Consider the following 20,929-nt stretch of genomic DNA (forward strand, 5'->3'; position numbering starts at 1 on the left):
CCGCCCGTCACATAAGGGTCAAGCAATTGCGTTGACGGCCTTCGCGTCAGTTCCAGCCAGGTTCACGGCAGACCCCGCGAGGGGCCGGCCGTGTGGGTCAGCGCACGATCAGGAAGTACTGGACGCCGCTGGCCTGGACCTCGTTGCTGCCCGTCTGCACCACCGCCACCCGCTTGTCGTCGCTGGCGTGGTAGACGGCCAGGCCGTACGACTGGGCACCGTTGATCAGCGGCAGGCGGACGTCGCCGGCAGGGAACAGCAGCGAACCGGTGAAGCGCTTGAGCACTTCGGCGTACTGGGATGTATTGGTGCCGTTGTTGGTCACCGCGAGGGCCTCTGCCGCGGTGGCACTGTGGCTGACCGACAGGGCAGCCATGCCCAGTGTGCCCAGGTATTGCAGGTCCGAGGTTCTGTAGTAGCTGCCGCCGCTGGTGAACAGCAACGACTCGTCACCCGAGAGCCACATGGGATTGGGTGCCGAGTAGTTCGTCGACGATTGACCGTTCGAACCCGTGAAGCTGCCGGTGCTGACATTGACGCCGGTCCAGTACAGCGTTGAATAGTCGCCGATCAGCACACGGCCCAGCGACTCCGACATCACGCCCCGCGGATTGCTGGAGCTGCTGTAGAGGCTGCCAGTACCGAGCGTGACACCCGTGCGCCCGTTGATGGCGACGGTGCTGGTGTAAGGCCACGAGTTCGAGCCCGCCACGAACACGATGCCCGAGTTGGCCGTGAACACGTCCGTCTGCGAGCCTGCCGTGCCCGTTGTGGCCAGCAGCGAACCGGCAACGACGTCCACCAGGCTGACGCTGCCCTCATGCAGCAGGCCTGCCAGCCGGCCGTCGGCCGACAGCGACAAGGCCTTCACCGCCGTGGGCAGCGCGATGGCGACATCGGTGCCCGCCGAGGGGTCGACCAGATGCAGCTGGTTCGGGTTGGCAGAAACAACCACCAGCTTGTTCTGCGACTTGCTGAAGCGCGTCAGCAGCGGCTTGTAGGCTAGCGGCACGGTGCCCGCAGTGGCGCTCAGCACGGTGATGCTGACGCCGGACACGGCGCTGACCTGGCCATCCGTCACGGTGACCGATGCGTAGTAGCTGCCGGGAACGTCCGGCGTGAAGCTCAGCGCGGCGCCGTTCGGCGTGGCAATGCTGGCGTTGGAGCCCGTTGGGCGGGTGTCAAGCGCCCATTGGTAGGTCAGCGTGCCAGCGTTGTTCTTGCTGTAGCTGCTGGCTGCCGATGCCGTGATGCTGCCGCCCTGCAGCACCATGGCCTGGCTGCGGTCGAGCACCACCACCGGCGCATAGTAGCCGACGTCGACGGTGACGGATTGAACCGCGCGCAGGCCTGCCGGGTTGGTGACCGTCAGCGTGGCTGCGTAGCGACCGTCCTTGTCCGGCGTGAAGCTGGGCGTGGCGGTGGTGGCGGCGCTCAGGCTGGCCGTGCTGCCTGCCGGCAGCGTGTCCAGCACCCAGCTGTAGGTGAGGGCGCCGCCCGCCGGATCCTGGCTGCCCGTGCCGCGCAGCGTGATGGCGCTGCCGGTGGCAGCGACATAAGCCGGGCCGCCGGCCTGGGCCACAGGCGCTGCGCTGGCTGACACGATGGCCACCGGGCCCCAGTCGGCCTTGACGGCGACCCGGTGGATGGCCGACACGCCGGTGTTGCGGTCCACGGCCGTGTATTGCAGCGTGTAGGTGCCGGCCACGTCGGGAACGAAGCTCACGGCCCACGCGGACGTGCTGGTCAGCTGCGCCAGCGCACTGTTGGCGGGCTTGCCCGCGACCGCCCAGGTGCCCTCAACGTTGGAAAACCAGTAGCCGCCGCCGTCCAGCGACACGATGTTGCCCACCGCCGCGTCGAGGCTGCTGTTGGCGACCACCGTCGACACGCTGGTTGACACGGCGAGCGCCGGCGCGAGCTTGGCGGCATCGAAGGTGTGCACCGCATCCGCATAAAGGCCGGACGACGAGGTCGCCCTCACGCGCACCTGGTAGGCGCCGACGGCGTCAGGCGTCAGTCGAGCCGTCGTGCCCGTGGTGGCCAGCGTCGCGGTGTTGCCAGCGGGGGCCGACAGCAGCGAGAACGCCAGCGTCACCGGGCCGCCGTTGGCATCGGTGCTGCCCGCGCCGTCCAGTGCGATGACGGATCCGACCGACACGGACTGGGTGGGACGGATGTTCGTGGGGCCGGCGAAGCTCACCGACGCATCGACGTTGACGACCGGCACTGCGGCAGTGACGGTCACCGGTAGCATGGTGTTGGCCGTCGTGCCGTTGGCCCCGACCTGCAGCGTGAACTGGTAAGCGCCCGCCACATCCGGCGCGAACGTGGCCGTCGCGGTCGTGGCGTTCTGCAATGTGGCGGTACTGCCGGCGGGTTTGGTCGTCACCGTCCACAGGTAGCTGGTGATGCCGCCCGACACAGACGTGCTGCCTGTGCCATCGAGCGTCAGGGTGCTGCCCACCGGCGCCTGCACCGTGGCATTGCCCGTCGTCGTGACGGCCAGGGCCGTCGCGCGAATGACTGCGGTCGGCGGGTCGGCCGCCACCGGGTTCGTGGTGGGCGCGCTGCCGTCACCACTACCCCCGCCACCACCGCAGGCACTCAAAGCCAGCAAAGCGGCGGCTGCGCACGCAGCCACGGCCGCGTGCCGAATCGTCTTGATCATGATCACTCCCTGAACGCCGCGCCTTGGACTGGCCGGTCGAGGGCGGATGTTAGTGAGGGTTCGATGTCACTTTTACCGGGACTGCCCGCGTTTGAGGGGTCGCTTCGACGGCCACGGCCAGCATGCGCGCGCCCGGGCCCTCGTTGCTTTTGACGTCCAGCGGGTTGTAGAGCGCGCAGGCTTTCAGCGACAGGCAGCCGCAGCCGATGCAGCCCGTCAGCCGTTCGCGCAGCTGCTGCAGGCCCGCGATGCGCGCGTCCAGCAGCGGGGCCCAGCCAGCGGAAAGCCGCGTCCAGTCGGCCTTGGTCGGCGTGCGGCCGTCGGGCAGAGTGGCCAGCGCGGCCTTGATCTGCGGCAGCGTCAGCCCGACGTTTTGCGCCGCGCGGATGAAGGCGACGCGGCGCAGCGCATGGCGCGGGTACTGGCGGTGGCCGCCGGAACTGCGGCTGCCGGCCAGCAGGCCCTCGGCTTCGTAAAAGCGCAAGGCACTCGTCGCGACGCCCGCGCGCCGGGCCAACTGGCCAATCGTCAGCAGGGTTGCCGACGAGGTGCTTGACTTCAAGTCAACTTCAACTTCGAGCATGGCGGCCATGTTCCCACGGACGAGGTCCCCCTGCTGATGAAAATCGTTGTCCCCGCCAGCATCGCCCAGCTGCACCACCTGCTCGACGCCGGCCAGGCGCTGTCCGCCACCTACCGCGGCCAGATGAGCAACCACCTGCCGATGGCCCAGCAGGCGCTTCTGGAGCTGGGCGCGTCGGCCGCGCGGCTGCAGGCCTTCACGGAGGCCGGCGAAGCGTTGCTGGAGCCGCGCATCGCCTCGCGGCCGGCGCGCATCGTCGTCGAGCGAGACCTCGGCCGACCGGACAGCGACGCCGCCTGGCGCGCCCACTTTGCGGCGCTCATTGCCGAGCGGGGCTCAGGTGCCGCGCTGCGCGAGGCGCTGGCCCTGCTGCTGCCCGGCGCGGGCGCCATCGCCTTCCACGGCCTCATCCGCACGGGCCACGCCGTGCTGGCGGGTCACGAGGGCGAACTGGCAGCAGGCCTGGCGCATTGGGCGTCGCACTTCATGCCGCTGCCGACGGCCGATGACGGCCCGCCGCTGGAACTGACCGAGTGGCTGAAGGCGCTGGCAGAGCTGCCGCGCCCCGTCTACCCGCCAGGCAGCCTCATCACAGGTCGCATGCAAGCCTGGGGCGATTCCCCAAAGTTCGGCGCCATCGGCGGCCGCCTGCGCCATGGCCCTGACACGCGCCGCGACCTCGCCGTGCTGGCCGCCCGCACCTACGCCGCCACCGGCAACTTCACCGTGCTGCACCTGCTGACGGCGAGCCACGCGATGAGCGTGCTGCAGCCCTGGTGGCCGGCGCCCGAACTCGCACGCGGTTTCAGCGTCGCCGCCGCATCCGGCCTGCTCGCCAGCGGCGCGCCACCGGCGCTTGCGCTGGACCGCCCGCCCAGCCGCCCCTGGCCGGCGCTGATCTCCGCCGCCTGCGCGCAAGACGACGCCCATGTCATCAAGCTCACCCACGCCGCCTGGCGCCTGGGACGCCGTTGGCCCGACCCCGCCTGGCGCCGCGCCGTCGAACGCATCATTCCAGTTTGATGGAATGTAAATTCCAGTAAACTGGAATACATGACCAAGGACAACATCACCGAACTCATAGGCCGGCGGCTGCGCGAGCTGCGCGCTGCCGCCGACCTGTCGCTGGACGCGCTGGCGCACAAGAGCGGTGTCAGCCGCTCCAACATCTCGCTGATCGAGCGCGGGCAGAGCAGCCCCACGGCGGTCGTGCTGGACAAGCTCGCGTCGGCGCTGGGCGTCAGCGTCGCGTCGATGTTCGAGGTCGGGCCCGCGCCAGCAGCCCCATCACCGTTAGCCCGCGTGGCCGACCAGCCCGTATGGAGCGACCCGGCCTCTGGCTATGTCCGCCGCAACGTGTCGCCGCCTGGCGTGTCGCCGCTGCAGCTGGTGGACGTCGTCTTCCCCGCCGGTCAGCGCGTGGCCTTCGAGACGTCGGAGCGCGACAGCGACATCCACCAGCTCGTCTGGATGATCGACGGCGTCATGGAGATCGCCCACGGCGCCGACCAATGGCAGCTCAACGCGGGCGACTGCCTGGCCGTGCGCCTGGATGCCCCCATCCGCTTCCACAACCCGGGCGGCAAGCCTGCCCGCTACCTCGTCGCACTGACCGGAGCCAAGCCATGAGCGTCGTCATTCGCGAACTCGACGGCACCGAGGCGCTGGCCCGCGTGGCCGAACTGGCCGAGGTGCTGCGCGACTGCGTCGAAGGCGGCGCGTCGGTCGGCTTCATGCTGCCGCTGGCCGAAAGTCGGCCCGAAGCTTTCTGGCGCAAGGTTGCGGCAACCGTCGCGGCCGGCGAGCGCCATCTCTTCGTCGCCGAGGACGACACTGGCTGCATCTGCGGCACGTTGTCCCTCGTCATCGACATGCCCGACAACCAGCCGCATCGGGCTGATGTCAGCAAGATGCTCGTCCACCGGCGCGCACGACGCCAGGGCGTGGCCGAGCGGCTGCTGCGTGCACTGGAAGTAAAGGCGCGTGAGTTGGGCAAGACAACGCTGGTGCTGGATACCGTCACCGGCAGCGATGCGTCGCGGGTCTACGAGCGGCTTGGGTGGCAGAAGGCGGGGGATATTCCCAACTACGCGTTGATGCCGGACGGGCCACCGTGTTCGACGACCTACTACTTCAAGCCGATCTGAAGCCGATGCCGCGTCTTTCGCGGACCTCCGGCTTCGCCCGATGCTCCGCCTCCAGCTGAGCTAAAAACTCATCCGGCGTGAACGCCTCGCCGAGGATTTCGACCTGTTGCCTCACCGCCGCAAAGTCGCCGTGTGTCAGGCAGTCCATCGATACCAGCCGTGAACGCTGCTCGTCGGTTGGCGCTTCACCCGCCTCGCGCTCGAACATCGCCACCCGCTGCTCAGGCTTCAGCGCCTTGAACCTGATCTTGAACGCAAAGCGCCGCAGTGCCGCCTCGTCCAGGTCGTCAAACAGATTGGTCGTGCAGATGAAGAGGCCGCTGAAGCGCTCCATGCCGGCCAGCATCTCGTTGACCTCCGACACCTCGTAGTTGCGTTCCGCACGCTTGCGGCTGCGCAGAAAACTGTCGGCCTCGTCCAGCAGTAACACTGCTCCTTCGCTCTGCGCCAGCTCAAACATGCGCGCCATGTTCTGCTCGGTCTCGCCAACGAACTTGCTCGAGATGTCGCTGGCGCGCTTCACCATCAGCGGCCGGCCCAGCGCCTGCGCGATGTGTTCGGCCAGCGCGGTCTTGCCGCTGCCGGGCGGGCCGTAAAAGCACAGCTGCCCCCGGCCCTTGCGTTGCAGCGCCTCGACGATGCGCGGGATCTCGAAACGGCTTTCGCAATTCAGCAGGTCCAGCGCGTAGCTCGTGACGCAGGGGCGGGCGACGCTGCCGCCGTCATCGCGGCCCAGGGCCTTGTCAGCGTTGAGCAGCTGGCGTTCGATCAGCTTCTCCGCGTCGTCCGCCGAACCGGCCAACAGGGCAAAGCGCACGGCGGTGCGGATCTGCGCCGGGGTCAGGCCCGGTCGCTCGGCCAGCTTGGCGACGAAGGCCTCGCTGACGACGACATCGCCCAGCGACTTCGCCACGAGGCCACGGCGCGCGCCGGGCGGCGGCGACTTCAGTTCGAGGTGGTACTGGAAGCGGCGCCTGAAGGCCGGGTCGATCTGCTCGATGCGGTTGGTCACCCAGATCACCGGCACCGGATTAGTCTCAAGAATCTGATTGACCCAGGCCTTGCCGCTGACCGAGTTGCCCACGCCGCCTTCGGCGCTGGCATCCAGCCGGCTCAGCAGCGAGGCCGTGTCGCTGGACAGCGGCGGGAACACGTCTTCCACCTCGTCGAACAGCAGGGCCACGTTGGCGCTGGCCTTCAGGAAGACCTGGCTGATCTGCAGCGAGCGGTAGCGGTCGCGGCCCGACAGCGAATTGCCGTCGCGGTCTGCGTATTCGACCTCGTAAAGGTCCAGCCCCGCCGCGGCGGCGGCCACCTTGGCCAGCTCCGTCTTGCCCGTGCCCGGCGGGCCGTAGAGCAGCACGTTGACACCGGTGGCATGCGTGGCCACGGCCTGGCGCAGCAGGCCTTGCAGCAGGCCGAGGTCTTCGGCGACGAACTGGAAGTCGCTGCTGGCCAGCGTGCTCAACGTGGCCGGCCGCGTGAACACGGCCATCAGGTCGTGCGGGCCCTGGTATTCGCGCATCAGCACGGGCGGCAGCTGATCGCTGACCTTCATCAGGTCGGCCAGGTCGGTGATGTTGTGCTCGGAGATCAGGTTCTCGACCATGCCGATGCGCTCCAGCCGCGAGCCGGCACGTAGCGCCTCGGCGACTTCGCGCTCGTCCACGCCGGCGACGGCGGCGATGGCCGCGAACGCCTCCTGCGCCGTGTTGACCTTGAACTCCACCAGCGCCCCGCGCAGCTCGCGCTGGTAGCGGGCCAGCGTGCCGTACAACAGGATGGCGCGCTCGGCCGGGTTGAGCTGCAGCAGCGTGCCTAAAGCGGCGATGTTCTTTTCGACCAGCGTCGACTCGCGCTTGAGCTGGCGTTCCAGGTGCTCGCAGGTGGTGGCCAGCAGGGCCATCATGTCCTTGGGCGCGTCCTTGACGTATTCGTCGAGATAGAAGAACAGCGTGCCTTCGGAGAACGGCCCGCTCCACTGGCCGAAACGGTCCAGGAAGGCCTCGTCGCTCAAGCTGTCATGCCCGCGCCACAGTTCGTTGCCGGCGCAGCGCTGGGCCAGGTAGCCGCGCAGCCGTTGCAGCACGCGCGTGGGCCAGACGAGATGGCGGCCGGTGAAGGAGAGCAGACCGTTGAAATCGCGCCGCAGGTTGAAGCGGCCGGCGTGCCGCACGGTCAGCGTCAGCACGAATTGCGAGCACATGCGGTCCAGCACGGGGGCGCTGTCCAGGCCGGGCGAGGGCAGCACGCGGACTTGCGTCCGGGAGGCTGTCTCAGCGGCGACTCGCTTCACCATCGAATGGGCTCCTTGCGCGGCCGGAAGCGGCCGCTGCGAACCCATCTTGTATCAGGGTTGGCGACGAAACAATGCGTCGCCCATCCCACAAATCGTTCAGTGCATCACGACCGGCTGCTGGCCCATCACGGCATAGCGCTCGATGAAGGTGTCCAGTTCGTCCTCTGAAGGCTCGCCGCCGTCGATGAGCGCCTGCACGCCCTGCTGGAAGGATTCCGCCAGCGCGCCCTCGATGAAGATTTCCTTGCGGGCGAACTTGTCGACGATCTCGAAACCACCGCGATTGATCTGCGGACCCGTCTCGACGGCCTGGGGCACGTCGGTCGGTACGTCGAACTGGACGACGATGAAGCTGTCGGAGTTGTAAAGCATGTGCATGGCGTTCTCCCTGGTGCTTCAACTGCGGGTGTGGCCAGGGGTTTCAAGCCCTGGTTGGACCAGATACTGGCAGAACGGGGCTCAGATCGGGTCATCCCGTACGCCTACATGATGTAGGAAGCGTCAGGAGTTCACGTGGGCCAAGGTGATTTCGTACCCCCTCGTCTCGGGGTCGCCCTGGCGCAGACGCACCGGCCAATAGCCGCGCGCCGGGTCCAGCCACAGGTCCACGCCAGGGTCGTGCGGCCCCAGCGGCTGGCGGCGCAGATGCAGGGTGCCGGCGTCGTCGGGCTCGGCATCCACGGCCTCGAAAGTCCATTCATGCAGTTCTCCGCGCAGGCCGGCCACCCAGACGCGCCAGTGGCCGCCAGGGGCCGCGGACTGGGCGCTTGAGGCCTGCACGAGCGCGGCCAGTTGCAGCCACCAGGACAACCGGTCCTGCGCGCCATCGGGCAATTCGAGCCGCGCGGGGCTGGCTGAAAAGCTCAGGCGCCGGCCTTCGGCGTCGAAATTGACGGCCTGGCGGTCCTGGCCGCCGCGTTGCAGCGCAAAGCGCTGCGGCGCCAGGCCGGCGCTGCCGGTGCGCCCCAGGCTCTCCAGCGCCGGCAGGGCGCGCTCGCCGATGCGGCGCGTCAGGCGCAGGCTGTAGCGGCCATCGGCTTCGGGGCGCCAGTCCAGCAGGGCCTCGCCGTCCTGGCCGCCCTGGCGCAGCCGGAAGCGCCAGGCGGCCGGGCCGGCCAGGCGCAGCAGCGGCGTGTCGGGCGCGACGCTCGGAGCGTCCACGGCTGGCACGGGTGCTCGTGTCGTGGGCCGCGTCGAGCGAAGGGCCGGCTGGGGCAGGGCGGGGGGTGCCGGTTCGGGCAGGGCCACGGGCAGGATGGGTGGTTGCAGCAGCGCCACATTCACCGCCTTCGCGGGCCCCACCGCGTCCTCCCGCGACCGCTCGCCGCCCAGCAGCGCCGCGTGCGCGAGCACGCTGGCCGCCAGCGCGAGCAGGGCGGCGCGGGGCGGGAGCAGGAGAGCGCGCATCGCACAATGCTGCCATCACCCTGAACCTTCCCCCATGAAACTCGCCAGCTATGCCGACGGCTCGCGCGACGGCCACCTCGTCGTGGTATCGCGCGACCTGACCCAGGCCCACTACGCGACCGGCATCGCCACCCGTCTGCAACAGCTGCTCGACGACTGGGGCTTCATTGCGCCCCAGCTCGAAGACCTCGCCGTGCAGCTCAACCACGGCAAGCTGCGCCACGCCTTCAATTTCGAGCCCGACAAGTGCCTGGCACCGCTGCCGCGCGCCTATGGTTGGGCGGTGGTGGATGCCGAAGGCGGCGTGCGTCGCGAGGCGGGCAGCTTCTCGCCGCCGCATCAGCCGCTGCGGGCCGTGGCGCGCGGGGAGGTGGCGCTGGCCGCCATCGCTGGTGACCTGACCGCCACCAGCGACGCCTCGGCTGCCTTGGACGCGCTGCGCCTGCTGGGCTTCGCCGTGGACTGGCGCATCGATGGCGAACTGATTGCCACGCAAGCCGCGCCGGTGGTCGTCACGCCCGAGGAACTGGGCGACGCCTGGGGCGCCGGCCGCGTGCAGGCGCGCCTCCACACGCTGCACAACGGCGCCAGGCAGTCGCCGCTCGACGTGGCAGCCACGCCGGGCGATGCGCTGGCGCGCCTGGCGCGGTTGCGTGCGCTGCGCGCCGGCCAAGTGGCGGGCGTGGCACTGGGCGCGCTGGACTTGAATTTCGCCCCTGGCGACAGCCTGCACCTGGACCTCAAGACCGCCGCAGGGGCCAGCCTCTTCGGCGCCATCGATCTCGACCTGGCCCCGCCACCCGCCGCATGACCCAAGCCATCCTCATCGACACCGACCCCGGCCAGGACGACGCCATCGCCCTGCTGCTGGCCGCAGCCAGCCCGGAGCTGGAACTGCTCGGCGTGACGACCGTCGCCGGCAACGTGCCGCTGGCGCTGACGACGCTGAACGCGCGCAAGGTGCTGGAGCTGGCCGGCCGGCGCGAGGTGCCCATCTGCGCCGGCGCCGACCGGCCGCTGGACGTGCCGCTCGTCACCGCCGAGCACGTGCACGGAGACACCGGCCTGAACGGTGTCGAGCTGCCTGAACCCACGCTGGCGCTGGACCCGCGCCACGCGGTCGACTTCATCATCCAGACGCTGCGCGAACGCGAGGCCGGCACGGTGACGCTGTGCCCGCTCGGGCCGTTGACCAACATCGCGCTGGCGCTGCGCCAGGCGCCGGACATCGCACCGCGTATCCAGCGCATCGTGCTGATGGGCGGCGGCTTCTTCGAGGGCGGCAACGTGACGCCGGCGGCGGAGTTCAACATCTATGTCGACCCGCAGGCCGCGCACGAGGTCTTCACCAGCGGCGTGCCCATCACGATGGCGCCGCTGGACGTCACGCACGAGGCATTGACGACGGCGGCCCGCATCGACGCCATCCGCTCGATCGGCAACCGTGCCGGCAGCGTCGTGGCCGCCTGGATGGAGTTTTTCGAGCGCTTCGACGAAGAAAAATACGGCCAGGACGGCGGCCCGCTGCACGACCCCTGCGTCATCGCCTGGCTGCTGCGCCCGGAGCTGTTCACGGGCCGCGACTGCAATGTGCGGGTCGAGACGCAGAGCGAGCTGACGCGCGGCATGACCGTCATCGACTGGTGGGGTGTCACCGGCCTGCCGGCCAACGCCCAGGTGTTGCGCCACGTCGACTCGGATGGATTCTTCGCGCTGTTGACGCAGCGGCTGGCGGTACTCGCCTGACCGGCTGGTAAATCCCCGGTCGACATCATTTCTGACCAATGTAAAAATTCACGCCAGGGATTGACCCGGAAAGAGCGTGGTGCTCTGCGGGCGTATGCACCCAAGGCGGTGCAGGCGGGAGATACAGGTGCCAAGCCGGGAAGAACTGCTGGAGGTGATCGCCATCCAGACCGAGGTCGCCCGGTTGGGCCTGGACCTGGGTGGCTTGATGAACCTTGTCGTGCAACGCACGCTGAGCCTGGTGGGCGCCGACGGCAGCGTCGTCGAGCTCGCGGAAGGCGATGACATGGTCTACCGCGCCGCGGCCGGCATGGCCAGCGACAGCCTCGGCCTGAGGCTCAAGCGCGGCGCCAGCCTGTCGGGCCTGTGTGTCCGCCAGGGGCACACGCAGCACTGTGACGATGCCCTGATCGACCCCCGCACTGACCGTGCCGCCTGCGAAAGGCTGGGTCTGCGCGCCATGGTCGTCGTGCCGCTGCGCCATGAGGGCGAAACGGTCGGCGTGCTGAAGGCCATGTCGAAGCAGGTGGCTCATTTCGATGAACGACACCTGGGGCTGCTGGAGCTGCTGTCCGACCTCGTCGGCGCGGCCATGTATTTCGCCACCCGCTACGCCCCCGGCGAACTCTTCCACAAGGCCACGCACGACGGCCTGACGGACCTGCCCAACCGCTCCCTGTTCCTGGACCGTCTGCGCTCCTCGCTGGCCCAGGCGGTGCGGGATGGCCAGCCGCTGGCGGTCGTCATGCTGGACATGAACGGTCTCAAGCCGATCAACGACCATCACGGCCACCGCGCCGGCGATGCAGTCCTGCGGGAGTTCTCGCGGCGACTCGTTGCAGGCGTGCGCCAATCCGACACGGCGGCGCGCCTGGGCGGCGATGAGTTCGGCGTGCTGTTGCGCCCGCTGGCGCTGGATGGCGGCCTGGAGGCGACAACGGCTCGCCTGGCCGGCAAGCTCAACGGCGCCTTCGAGTTCGAGGGCCGCCTGCTGCCGGTGGGTGCGAGCATGGGCGCGGCCTGCTTCCCCGAAGACGGCAACGATGTGGTCCAGCTGGTTGAACTGGCCGATCAGCGGATGTACCGGCACAAGCGCTCGTTGCAGCATGTAGCCGCTTGACGGCGGCCTGACGCAGCGCGGTGGCAAGATCGGCGCCAGTCCGACTGGAGTCCGCCATGCAACGCCGCCACATCCTTGTCTGCACCCCTGCCGTGCTGCTGCTGCGCCCGGCCTGGGCGCTCAACCTCAGCGAGGGCGACGCCAATGCCGGCATCCGCACGGCGCTGGAGCGCGGCGCCAATACGGCGGTGGCGCTGCTGGGCCGACCCGGTGGCTTTTTGAGCAACCCGCTCGTCAGGATCGAACTGCCCGGCTACCTGAAGGACGCGGCCAAGCTGCTGAAGGCCACCGGCCAGGGCGCCAGGCTGGATGAGCTCGTCACCGCCATGAACCGCGCCGCCGAGGCGGCCGTGCCGGCGGCCAGGCCGCTGCTGGTCAAGGCCGTGAAGGACATGAGCGTGGAGGACGGGCTCAAGATCCTCAAGGGCGGCGACGACTCGGTGACGCAGTTCTTTGCCGACAAGACCCGTGAACCGCTGGGCCAGCAGTTCCTGCCCATCGTCACCAAGGCCACCGAGCGGGTGTCGCTGGCCGACAAGTACAACGCCGTCGCCAAGAAGGCCTCGGGCTTCGGCTTGGTGCGTGGCGACGACGCCAACATCCAGCAGTACGTCACCGCGCGGGCGCTGGACGGGCTCTACCGCATCATTGGCGAAGAGGAAAAGAAGATCCGCCGTGACCCGGTGGGCACCGGCAGCGCCATCCTGAAGAAGGTCTTTGGCGGTCTATGACTTCGGCTGGAAGCCGTGGGCCTCGTGCCACTCGGCGAGCGACATGTCCGGGTAGCCGTCAAAGCGCGGGTCGCTTGGATGACCTTCCACCTCCACCCAGGGCGCCTTGGAGCCCGCCATGCAGTGCACATGCCCGGGTGGCGAGGGCAGCGGCGTGTCTATGGCGCTGGCATGCGGGTGCACCAGATCGGGCCAGGTCGGGTCCCAAAGCCAGAGCGCGCTCCCGCATTTCATGCAGAAGTAGCGGCGGGCGCTGCTCTTGTGCCGGCCCTCGCCGCTCTTGTCCGGCAGCTTGGCGCGATAGATGCGCAGGTGGCGTTTGCCTTTGACCTTCATCGTGTGCGTGAGCGCGCCGAGGTTGATCGCATAGCCGCTGCCGCCGGCCGTCTTGCGGCAGATGGAACAGTAGCAGCGCATGAAGGGCACGGGCGAATCCGCCTCGACCGAAAACCTGACGCCGCCGCAGTGGCATGAACCTTCAAGAAACATGGGCGGGGCTCCGCAGGATGTCGACCTGCCGATGGTCGCAATGGCGATGCCAACTGGCCATCCCACGGGGCGACTGGGCGGGCGTGCGCACGTGAACGACAATCCCGGCCCTTGCCCGTGTTGTGGGCTGCTGTGCGCGCTAGCCGCTTTGCGATGAATTCCGATCTTCCCGATCCCGTCTCCCCGTCCGAAGAACCGGCAGCCGCTGCGCCCGCGCCCGCCGCTGTGCCCGAGGCCACGCCCGAAATCGAGAGCTCTTCCGAGAGCCCTTCCGAGAGCCTTGCCGAGAGCACCGCCGAGGCGCCGTCCGAGGCCGCGCCTGAAGCCAGCACACCTGCCGTCGCACCGTCTGCAGCCACTGGCGACGCCACCGCCGAACTCAAGGCCTTGTTCCCGGCGCTGTTCACCGGCAAGCCCAAGCCCGTCAAGCTGCGCGTGCAGGCCGACATCCAGGAGCGCGCGCCGGGCAAGTTCAGCAAGGCGCAGCTCAGCGCCTTCCTGCGCCGCCACACCGGCAGCACCAGCTACCTGATCGCGCTGACCCAGGCCAAGACCCGTTTCGACCTCGACGGCAAGCCGGCCGGCGAGATCAGCGAGGAACACCTCACCGTCGCCAAGGAAGAGCTGACCCGCCGCAAGGGCCTGCAGCAGGAGCGCCAGCAAGCGGACCAGGCGCAGCACCAGCTCGAGGCGCAGCAGCGCCGCAACCGCGGCCAGTTGCTGTGGGACTTCGAGCGCACGACGCTGACCGAGGCCAACTTCTGCGTGCTCAAGGGCGTGAAGCCGGAAGAGCTGCCGGGCCTGCTGGAGATCGCCCGCAAGGAGCGCAGCGAGGCCCCGCCCGAGGCGCCGCGCGAGGTGCGTCGCGACGACCGCCGCCCTGGTGGCGGTGCTGGGGGCCGCCCCGAGGGCCGTGGCGAGCGTCGCCCCGATCAGCGTTCCGACGGCCGGCGTGACCAGCCGCGCGGCGACCGCCCTGCGCGAGGTGAAGGCGGCCGGCCGCCCCGGCCGGGTGCCAGGCCCGATCAGCCGCGCCGCGATCCGGGCGTCAAACGGCAGGCGCCGCAGGGTGCCAATGTGCAGCCGGCGGCCGCAGAGCCGCCTGCGGCCGACAAGGATCAGACGCCCGAGTAACGTTGCTCCAGGTAGGCGAGGAGGGTGCGAATGGTCTGCGCCTCGCCGCCCACCGGCCGTCCCGGGCGGGGCGCGTCGTTCCAGGCAAACAGGTCGACGTGCAGCCAGTCCTGCTGCGCGGGCAGGAAGTCCTCCAGGAAAAGCGCCGCATTGATGGCGCCGGCCAGCGGGCTCCTGCCGGTGTTGACGAGGTCGCCGATGCTGCTTTCGATGCCGGCGTGATACGGCGCCCACAGCGGCATGTGCCACAGCGGGTCTTCCAGCTTCAGGCCCAGGTCGACGAGGTCGCGCGCCGTGTCCATGTGCTTGGCGAACAGCGCCGGCAGCTGCGGCCCCAGCGCCACGCGGGCCGCGCCGGTCAGCGTCGCCAGGTCGATGACGAGGTCGGGCTCGCTCTCGGCGGCATAGGCCAGCGCATCGCACAGGATGACGCGGCCTTCGGCGTCGGTGTTGCCGATCTCGATGTGCAGGCCTTTGCGCGTCTTCATGACGTCGCCCGGCCGGTAGGCATTGCCCGCGATCGAGTTCTCCACCGCCGGGATCAGCAGCTGCAGCCGCACCGGCAGCTTCAGCGCCATGATCAACGTGGCCAACGCCAGCGCGTTGGCCGCCCCGCCCATGTCCTTCTTCATCTGGCGCATGCCCTCGCCGGGCTTGATGTTCAGCCCGCCGGTGTCGAAGCAGACGCCCTTGCCGACGAGCGCCAGCTTCGGGTGCTTGGGGTTGCCCCAGTTCACTTCCACCAGCCGAGGTGAGCGCGTGCTCGCACGGCCGACGGCATGGATGCTGGGAAAGTTCCGCTTCAACAACGCGTCGCCGACCGTCTCGGTGTATTTGGCGCCGTATTGCGCGGCCAGCGCCTTGGCAGCGCCCGCCAGCTCGGCCGGGCCCATGTGCTCGGCCGGCGTGTTGACGAGGTCGCGCGCTGCCACCGTCGCGGCCGCCACGGCCAGGCCGCGTTCGGCATCGGCGCCGGTCTTGAGCCACAGCGTCGCCGGCTCGCGCTTGGCGGGCTTGTACAGGTCGAAGCGGTAGCCGCCCAGCTCCCAGGACATCGCCGCGCTCTCGGGCAGCAGAGCCAGGCCGGACTCGTCCAGCCGGTAGTCGCCAGCGGGCAGCGCCAGCGGCAGGGCGCTGAGCGCAAAAGGGTGGGCGGCGTGGGCAACGCCGGCAAAAACCTGCGTCAGGCGGCCATCGGCGCCGGGCAGCAGCGCATGGCTGTCGGCCGCGCCGACGAAGCCGACGGTGGCCAGCCAGGCACGGGTCGCTTCAGGCAGGTTGGGTGCCAGGGCCTGGAAGGCGGCGCGGTCGACGACGGTGATGGGGGTGGCCTTGGCCGGGGGAGATTTCTTCAGCTTGACGGTCATCGGTCAGCTCCGGATCGAAAAACGGCCATTGTGTCGGCATGCCACGAGTGCAAAGAAGTGTGTACGACCTGTCAACCGCGTCTCGCAAGCCGGCGTTGTCCCCTCAATCGCGCAGCAACCCACCGCGAGACGGCCCGACAACAGGCCAGACAAACCCAATGAAGATCCAGACCCGCCAGGAACATTCGCAGCGCCGCTTTCCCGTCCCCGAGATGGGCCCGGCCTGGAGCACCGAAGAGTCGGTCGAGAAGGGCCGCAAGCACGAGCCCTTCGATACCGGCTTCTACAGCGGCGAACGCCGCGGCCTCAACCGGGCCCTGCGCCTGGACCGCAAGCGCTGAACCGCGAACGGGGCCGGTGGCGCGCCGGCCCGTCCTGATTGCCACAACCCGCCCTCCGGCTGACGGACGGCGGGTTTTGTTTTGTAGTGCCGCTTTCGCAGGAAATCGTGGCCCGGCTACCGCGGCAGCTGCACCGAGAATGTGCCCTCATGAAAGCTGAACGTCGTTCCATCGCCTTTTTCTCCGGCATCCTGCTGTACTGCTTCGGCGCCGGGGCGGCGATGAAATACGCCACGACCGGCCTGCCGCGGCAGATCTACACGCAGCTGGGCGGGCGCAACAGCCTGCCCGTCATGTTGGGCGAAGCCGTTGCCATTGCGCTGCTGCTCTTGCTCATTGCGGCGATCTGGGGCTATCTGACGCTGCGTCCGTCGCGGCGCCGCCACCGGCCCTATGTGGCCTGGATGATGTCCGGCGTGGGCGTGGCCTGGGCAGGCTGGCTGATCTTCGGGGCCTTCAGCTTCGCGCTCAAGCCGCGTGCCTACTCGGCGCCGCTGCAGACCATGCTGCTGTCGTCCAGCGCGGCGCCGCTGTTCGGCGCCTTGAACATCTTCGGCGTCATCGGTGGCGTCTGGGTGGCCGGTGCGCTGGCCACGCGCAAGCAGCTCGGCCTGCCCAGCACGCGCTCGCGCCGCCGACCCAAGGATGACGTTGCGGCCGACGGTGGCCCCGACAGCACGGTCTCGACCATCGGGCCGCACACGGTCTCCCCGCCGCATTGAGTCGCACGCTCTGCCCGCGTTGCGAGCGCCCCGCGTCCACCTGCCTGTGTGCGACGCTGCCGACGCCGCCGCTGGCCCACCGCACCGAGCTGCTGATCCTGCAGCACCCCGCCGAGGCGGGCCATGCCAAGAACACCGCTGCGCTGCTGACGCTGGGCCTGCAGCGGGCGCGGCTGCTGCGCGGCGAAGCGTTTGACGCCAGCCTGGCCGGCCCGGGCACGGCGCTGGTCTACCCCGGCGAAGGCGTCACCGCTGCCCCGGCAGAGGTCGACCGCCTCATCCTGCTCGACGGCAGCTGGCGCCAGAGCCGCCGCCTGCTGGCCGCCAACCCCTGGCTGGCCGCGCTGCCGCGTGTCGGCCTGCCAGAGCAGCCCGGCCGCTACGCCATCCGCCGCGCCCACCGCGCGGGGCAGCTGTCGACCTTGGAGGCCGGCCTGCATGCGCTGGCCCTGCTGGAGGGCGGGCCGGAGCGGTTTGCGCCGCTGTGGGCGGCGTTTGAAACCTTCATCGAGGCCGGCCTTTACAGAAGGGCAATGCGTTTGACCTAGCATTTCGGGATGCCCTCGTTCCTGCGTCCCGTCCTGCTGGCCTTGCTGGCCGCTCCCTTGCTCGCTCTGGCGGCGCCTCCCGAGGCGGCCACCGAGCATGTGCAGGCCCGCCTCGTCTCCAGCCATGCGGCGGTCGCACCGGGCCAGCGCATCACGGTTGCGCTGGAGCAGAACATCAAGTCGCACTGGCACACCTACTGGCTCAACCCGGGTGATTCGGGCCAGGCCACCACCATCGCGTGGACCGGCGCCGAGGCCGGTCCCATCCAGTGGCCGACGCCGTCTGTGCAGGCCATCGGCCCCATCGTCAACTACGGCTACGAAGGCCGCCCGGCTCTGCTCGTGGAAATGACCGTGCCGGCCGACGCCAAGGTGGGCGGCCGCTTTCAGCCGCAGGCGGAGGTGAAGTGGCTGGTCTGCAAGGACGTGTGCATTCCCGAGCAGGTGAGCCTGGGCCTGGACCTGCCCGTGGCGGCGGATGCCAAGGCCGGTGCCGACGCGGCCCAGCTTGACGAATGGCGCGGCGCCATCCCGAAGCCGGCGCCGTTTGCGGTGCAGCTCAAGGCCGCGCCGCAGGGCGTCACGCTCGGTGGCCCGACCGCCGGCGTCAGCAAGGCCTATTTCTTTGCCGACACCTGGGGCGCCGTGGCCCACAGCGCGCCCCAGGCCCTGAAGGCCGAGAACGGTGGCTGGGCGCTGGACATCCCCGCCGGCGACGAGCCGCTGGCGGCAGGCAAGCCGCTGTCCGGCGTCATCGTGCTGACGACCGCCGCTGGCCCGCAGGCCTGGACCGTCTCGGTGCCCATGCCCGAGGGCGCGGGCAAAGGCCCCGGCGCGGCCGGCGTGGAAGCGCCTGCCGCCGCACCAGCGCCGGTGCCCGAGAGCGACCTCGGCCTGCTGCCCGCGCTCGCCCTGGCGCTGGTGGGCGGCCTCATCCTGAACCTGATGCCCTGCGTCTTCCCGGTGTTGTCCATCAAGGCCCTGGCCCTGGTGCGCGAGGGCAACAACCACAGGGCCGAGGGCCTCGCCTACACGGCCGGCGTGCTGGCCAGCTTCGTGCTGCTGGCGGCCGTGCTGATCGCACTGCGTGCCGGCGGCCAGCAGGTGGGCTGGGGCTTCCAGTTCCATTCGCCGGTGTTCGTGCTGGTGGTGGCCTATCTGCTCTTCATCGTCGGGCTGAGCCTGTCGGGGCTGTTCGAGATCGGCGGCGGCTTCACCGGCGTCGGTTCCAGCCTGGCGGCCCGCCAGGGGCTGGCGGGCAGCTTCTTCACCGGCGTGCTGGCGGCCGTCGTCGCCACGCCGTGCACGGCGCCCTTCATGGGCGCGGCGCTGGCCTTTGCGCTGTCGCAACCGGCGGCGATCTTGCTGGCCGTCTTCCTGGCGCTGGGCCTGGGCCTGGCGCTGCCCTTCCTCATCCTCGCCTTCTGGCCGGCGGCGCAACGCTGGCTGCCGCGGCCGGGCGCATGGATGGACAGGTTCAAGCAGTTCCTTGCCTTCCCGATGTACGCGGCGGTCGTCTGGCTGCTGTGGGTGCTGGCGCAGCAGACCGGGCCGGACGGCGTGGCCATGGCGCTGATCGGACTGGTGCTGATCGCCTTCGGCCTGTGGTGGCGGCACAGCAGCGGCGCGAGCCTCATCGGCACCGGTGCAGCGGTTGTCAGCGTCTTGCTGGCGCTGGGCGTGTCGGTGTGGATCAAGCCAGTGGCGACCGACGTGCGCATGGAGGCGTCGACGGAGGCCTACAGCGCCGAGCGCCTGACCGAACTGCGCGCGCAGAACAAGCCGGTGTTCGTCAACCTCACTGCCGCCTGGTGCATCTCCTGCCTCGTCAACGAGCGTGTGGCCCTGTCGCGCCCCGAGGTGAAGGACGCTTTCACAAACGCCGGCATCGTCTACCTGAAGGGCGACTGGACGCGCGAAGACCCGCGCATCACCGCCGTGCTCAAGGCCCATGGCCGCTCCGGCGTGCCGCTCTACCTCTACTACGCACCGGGCGCCACCGACGCCCAGGTGCTGCCGCAGATCCTCACCCCCGGCCTCGTCATCGAGGCGGTTTCCTCTCCTGCAACCCCACGGAGTTCGACATGATGAATTTGCTTCGCCGTTCGCTGATTGCCGCTGCGGTCGCCGCCCCTGTGCTGGCCTTCGCCAACGTCAATGTGGAAGCCCCGGCCCCCAGCTTCAAGGCCACCACGGCCGATGGCAAGACGGTCAACCTGGCCGACTACAAGGGCAAGACGGTCGTGCTGGAGTGGACGAACCACGACTGCCCCTACGTGAAGAAGCACTACGGCAGCAGCAACATGCAGGCCCAGCAGAAGGCCGCCACGGCGCAGGGCGTGGTCTGGCTGCAGGTCATCTCCTCCGCGCCCGGCCAGCAGGGCTTTGTCGACGGCGCCACGGCGCAGAAGCTCAATGCCGACCGCGGCGCCGCGCCCACCGCGACGCTGCTCGACCCCAAGGGCGAGCTCGGCAAGCTGTATGGCGCGCAGACCACGCCCCACCTCTACGTCATCAAGGGTGACGGCACGCTGGCCTACAAGGGCGGCATCGACAGCCTGGCCACGGCGGACAAGGCCGACATCCCCAAGGCCGAGCCCTACGTGACCCAGGCGCTGGCGGCCGTGGCGGCGGGCCGCAAGGTGGAGAAGGCGTCGACGCGGCCTTATGGCTGCTCGGTCAAGTACGCCTCTTAAAACACCGACAGCCCGGTCTTCGCGACGAACAGCTCCAGCGCCCGCCGCCCCAGCAGCGAGTTGCCGGTGGCGTCCAGCGCGGGCGACCAGACGCACAGCGTGAGGTGGTCCGGCACCACGGCGACGATGCCGCCGCCCACGCCGCTCTTGCACGGCAGGCCGATGCGGAAGGCGAACTCGCCGGCTGCGTCGTAGGTGCCGCAGGTCAGCATCAGCGCATTGACACGCCGCGTCTGCGCGCTGCTGAGCACGGGCGTGCCGGCGAGCGGGTGGCGGCCGTCGCGGCACAGATAGCCGGCGGCGCAGGCCACCTGCTCGCAGCTCATGGCAATGGCGCACTGGTTGAAATAGACGTCCAGCACTGTCGCCACATCGTTGTCCAGCGTGCCGAAGGCCTTCATGAAATTGGCCAGTGCGTTGTTGCGAAATCCCGTGTCGGCCTCGGACTGCGCCACCTCGGCATCGATGGGGATGGGTTCGCCGCACAGCCGGCTCAGCATGGACAGCAGCTCGGCCTGCGCGTCGCCCAGCGACACAAGGCGGTCCGCCACCGCGATGGCGCCGGCATTGATGAAGGGATTGCGCGGGATGCCCCGCTCCGACTCCAGCTGCACCAGCGAGTTGAACGGGCTCCCCGAGGGCTCCCGGCCGATGCGGTCCCAGAGCGCCTCGTCCAGCGAGCGTATGGCCAGCGTCAGCGAGAACATCTTGGACATGCTCTGGATGGAGAACGGCACGGCGCTGTCCCCGGCAGCCGCCGTCACGCCTGAGCAAGTGCGCAGCGCGATGCCGAACTGGGCCGGCGACACGCGGGCCAGCGCCGGGATGTAGCTGGCCACGGTGCCACCGGCCGTGCCGAGCAGCGGGCGCAGCTCGGCGTTGATGTCGTCGAGGATGAGCTGGAAATTCATGAGCGGCATTCTGGACT

The 20,929-nt window shown here is 69.5% G+C and carries 21 protein-coding genes; 13 read left to right on the forward strand and 8 right to left on the reverse strand.

All coding sequences use genetic code 11. From position 1 onward, the window contains the following. Positions 1 to 97: 97 nt before the first annotated feature. A complete protein-coding gene (locus tag AC0IZJ_RS22660) occupies positions 98 to 2,671 on the reverse strand; it encodes a PKD domain-containing protein (RefSeq protein WP_471853829.1) in 2,574 nt (857 codons plus the stop codon). 49 nt (positions 2,672 to 2,720) lie between these two features. After that, a complete protein-coding gene (gene soxR, locus AC0IZJ_RS22665; RefSeq protein WP_471853830.1) occupies positions 2,721 to 3,329 on the reverse strand; it encodes a redox-sensitive transcriptional activator SoxR in 609 nt (202 codons plus the stop codon). On the opposite strand from soxR, the gene AC0IZJ_RS22670 reads away from it, so the two are divergent. The 3 genes from AC0IZJ_RS22670 to AC0IZJ_RS22680 are packed head-to-tail and all read left to right on the forward strand — an operon-like array spanning position 3,291 to position 5,401. Beyond that, positions 3,291 to 4,277 carry a questin oxidase family protein gene (locus AC0IZJ_RS22670; RefSeq protein WP_471853831.1) on the forward strand — a complete coding sequence of 329 codons (987 nt, stop codon included), beginning with the start codon at positions 3,291 to 3,293 and terminating at the stop codon, positions 4,275 to 4,277. The two genes, soxR and AC0IZJ_RS22670, sit on opposite strands and share 39 nt — an antisense overlap. 30 nt (positions 4,278 to 4,307) lie before the next feature. Then, positions 4,308 to 4,883 (forward strand): helix-turn-helix domain-containing protein, encoded by a 576-nt coding sequence (locus AC0IZJ_RS22675; protein WP_471853832.1) that lies wholly within the window; start codon positions 4,308 to 4,310, stop codon positions 4,881 to 4,883. After that, entirely contained in the window at positions 4,880 to 5,401 is a 522-nt protein-coding gene (locus tag AC0IZJ_RS22680) for a GNAT family N-acetyltransferase (protein WP_471853833.1), read from the forward strand. The genes AC0IZJ_RS22675 and AC0IZJ_RS22680 overlap by 4 nt, the downstream gene beginning before the upstream one ends. Here the strand turns inward: AC0IZJ_RS22680 and AC0IZJ_RS22685 are convergent. The 3 genes from AC0IZJ_RS22685 to AC0IZJ_RS22695 all read right to left on the reverse strand — a co-directional run bounded on the left by AC0IZJ_RS22685 (position 5,388) and on the right by AC0IZJ_RS22695 (position 9,107). After that, positions 5,388 to 7,700 carry an ATP-binding protein gene (locus AC0IZJ_RS22685; RefSeq protein ID WP_471853834.1) on the reverse strand — a complete coding sequence of 771 codons (2,313 nt, stop codon included), beginning with the start codon at positions 7,698 to 7,700 and terminating at the stop codon, positions 5,388 to 5,390. The two genes, AC0IZJ_RS22680 and AC0IZJ_RS22685, sit on opposite strands and share 14 nt — an antisense overlap. A 96-nt stretch (positions 7,701 to 7,796) precedes the next feature. Further along, on the reverse strand, positions 7,797 to 8,078 hold the full coding sequence (locus tag AC0IZJ_RS22690) for a BTH_I0359 family protein (RefSeq protein ID WP_471853835.1): 282 nt from the start codon (positions 8,076 to 8,078) through the stop codon (positions 7,797 to 7,799). A 123-nt stretch (positions 8,079 to 8,201) separates the two neighbouring features. Then, positions 8,202 to 9,107, reverse strand: a complete 906-nt coding sequence (locus AC0IZJ_RS22695; protein ID WP_471853836.1) for a hypothetical protein — start codon at positions 9,105 to 9,107, stop codon at positions 8,202 to 8,204. Positions 9,108 to 9,141: 34 nt separating this feature from the next. Here AC0IZJ_RS22695 and AC0IZJ_RS22700 point away from each other — a divergent pair, with 34 nt between their 5' ends. The 4 genes from AC0IZJ_RS22700 to AC0IZJ_RS22715 all read left to right on the forward strand — a co-directional run bounded on the left by AC0IZJ_RS22700 (position 9,142) and on the right by AC0IZJ_RS22715 (position 12,704). Further along, positions 9,142 to 9,918: a fumarylacetoacetate hydrolase family protein gene (locus AC0IZJ_RS22700; protein ID WP_471853837.1), complete on the forward strand. Its 777-nt coding sequence runs from the start codon at positions 9,142 to 9,144 to the stop codon at positions 9,916 to 9,918. Beyond that, complete coding sequence (locus AC0IZJ_RS22705; protein WP_471853838.1) at positions 9,915 to 10,853, forward strand: nucleoside hydrolase; 939 nt, start codon at positions 9,915 to 9,917, stop codon at positions 10,851 to 10,853. The genes AC0IZJ_RS22700 and AC0IZJ_RS22705 overlap by 4 nt, the downstream gene beginning before the upstream one ends. A 127-nt stretch (positions 10,854 to 10,980) precedes the next feature. Continuing rightward, the gene (locus AC0IZJ_RS22710) at positions 10,981 to 11,973 is read left to right on the forward strand and encodes a diguanylate cyclase domain-containing protein (RefSeq protein WP_471853839.1); all 993 of its coding nucleotides are present in this window, start codon (positions 10,981 to 10,983) and stop codon (positions 11,971 to 11,973) included. Between the two features lie 56 nt (positions 11,974 to 12,029). After that, entirely contained in the window at positions 12,030 to 12,704 is a 675-nt protein-coding gene (locus tag AC0IZJ_RS22715; protein ID WP_471853840.1) for a DUF4197 domain-containing protein, read from the forward strand. Here the strand turns inward: AC0IZJ_RS22715 and AC0IZJ_RS22720 are convergent. Beyond that, positions 12,699 to 13,193 (reverse strand): GFA family protein, encoded by a 495-nt coding sequence (locus AC0IZJ_RS22720; protein ID WP_471853841.1) that lies wholly within the window; start codon positions 13,191 to 13,193, stop codon positions 12,699 to 12,701. The genes AC0IZJ_RS22715 and AC0IZJ_RS22720 overlap by 6 nt on opposite strands. Positions 13,194 to 13,346: 153 nt before the next feature. Here AC0IZJ_RS22720 and AC0IZJ_RS22725 point away from each other — a divergent pair, with 153 nt between their 5' ends. Next, a complete protein-coding gene (locus AC0IZJ_RS22725) occupies positions 13,347 to 14,327 on the forward strand; it encodes a ProQ/FINO family protein (RefSeq protein WP_471853842.1) in 981 nt (326 codons plus the stop codon). Here AC0IZJ_RS22725 and AC0IZJ_RS22730 read toward each other — a convergent pair. Beyond that, positions 14,312 to 15,694 carry a leucyl aminopeptidase family protein gene (locus AC0IZJ_RS22730; RefSeq protein WP_471853843.1) on the reverse strand — a complete coding sequence of 461 codons (1,383 nt, stop codon included), beginning with the start codon at positions 15,692 to 15,694 and terminating at the stop codon, positions 14,312 to 14,314. The two genes, AC0IZJ_RS22725 and AC0IZJ_RS22730, sit on opposite strands and share 16 nt — an antisense overlap. A 158-nt stretch (positions 15,695 to 15,852) precedes the next feature. Between AC0IZJ_RS22730 and AC0IZJ_RS22735 the strand changes: the two genes are divergently transcribed. From AC0IZJ_RS22735 to AC0IZJ_RS22755, 5 genes are all read left to right on the forward strand, one after another. Then, complete coding sequence (locus AC0IZJ_RS22735; RefSeq protein WP_471853844.1) at positions 15,853 to 16,035, forward strand: hypothetical protein; 183 nt, start codon at positions 15,853 to 15,855, stop codon at positions 16,033 to 16,035. A gap of 149 nt (positions 16,036 to 16,184) precedes the next feature. Further along, entirely contained in the window at positions 16,185 to 16,757 is a 573-nt protein-coding gene (locus AC0IZJ_RS22740) for a hypothetical protein (RefSeq protein WP_471853845.1), read from the forward strand. After that, positions 16,754 to 17,305, forward strand: coding sequence for a tRNA-uridine aminocarboxypropyltransferase (locus AC0IZJ_RS22745; protein WP_471853846.1), 552 nt, complete (start codon positions 16,754 to 16,756; stop codon positions 17,303 to 17,305). The genes AC0IZJ_RS22740 and AC0IZJ_RS22745 overlap by 4 nt, the downstream gene beginning before the upstream one ends. Positions 17,306 to 17,314: 9 nt before the next feature. Further along, entirely contained in the window at positions 17,315 to 19,393 is a 2,079-nt protein-coding gene (locus AC0IZJ_RS22750) for a protein-disulfide reductase DsbD family protein (protein WP_471853847.1), read from the forward strand. Further along, positions 19,390 to 20,001 carry a redoxin domain-containing protein gene (locus AC0IZJ_RS22755; RefSeq protein WP_471853848.1) on the forward strand — a complete coding sequence of 204 codons (612 nt, stop codon included), beginning with the start codon at positions 19,390 to 19,392 and terminating at the stop codon, positions 19,999 to 20,001. The genes AC0IZJ_RS22750 and AC0IZJ_RS22755 overlap by 4 nt, the downstream gene beginning before the upstream one ends. On the opposite strand, the gene AC0IZJ_RS22760 is transcribed toward AC0IZJ_RS22755, so the two are convergent. Beyond that, positions 19,998 to 20,921 carry a glutaminase gene (locus AC0IZJ_RS22760; RefSeq protein ID WP_471853849.1) on the reverse strand — a complete coding sequence of 308 codons (924 nt, stop codon included), beginning with the start codon at positions 20,919 to 20,921 and terminating at the stop codon, positions 19,998 to 20,000. The two genes, AC0IZJ_RS22755 and AC0IZJ_RS22760, sit on opposite strands and share 4 nt — an antisense overlap. Between the last annotated feature and the right edge of the window lie 8 nt (positions 20,922 to 20,929).

This window comes from Roseateles sp. AC306 (assembly GCF_979253795.1).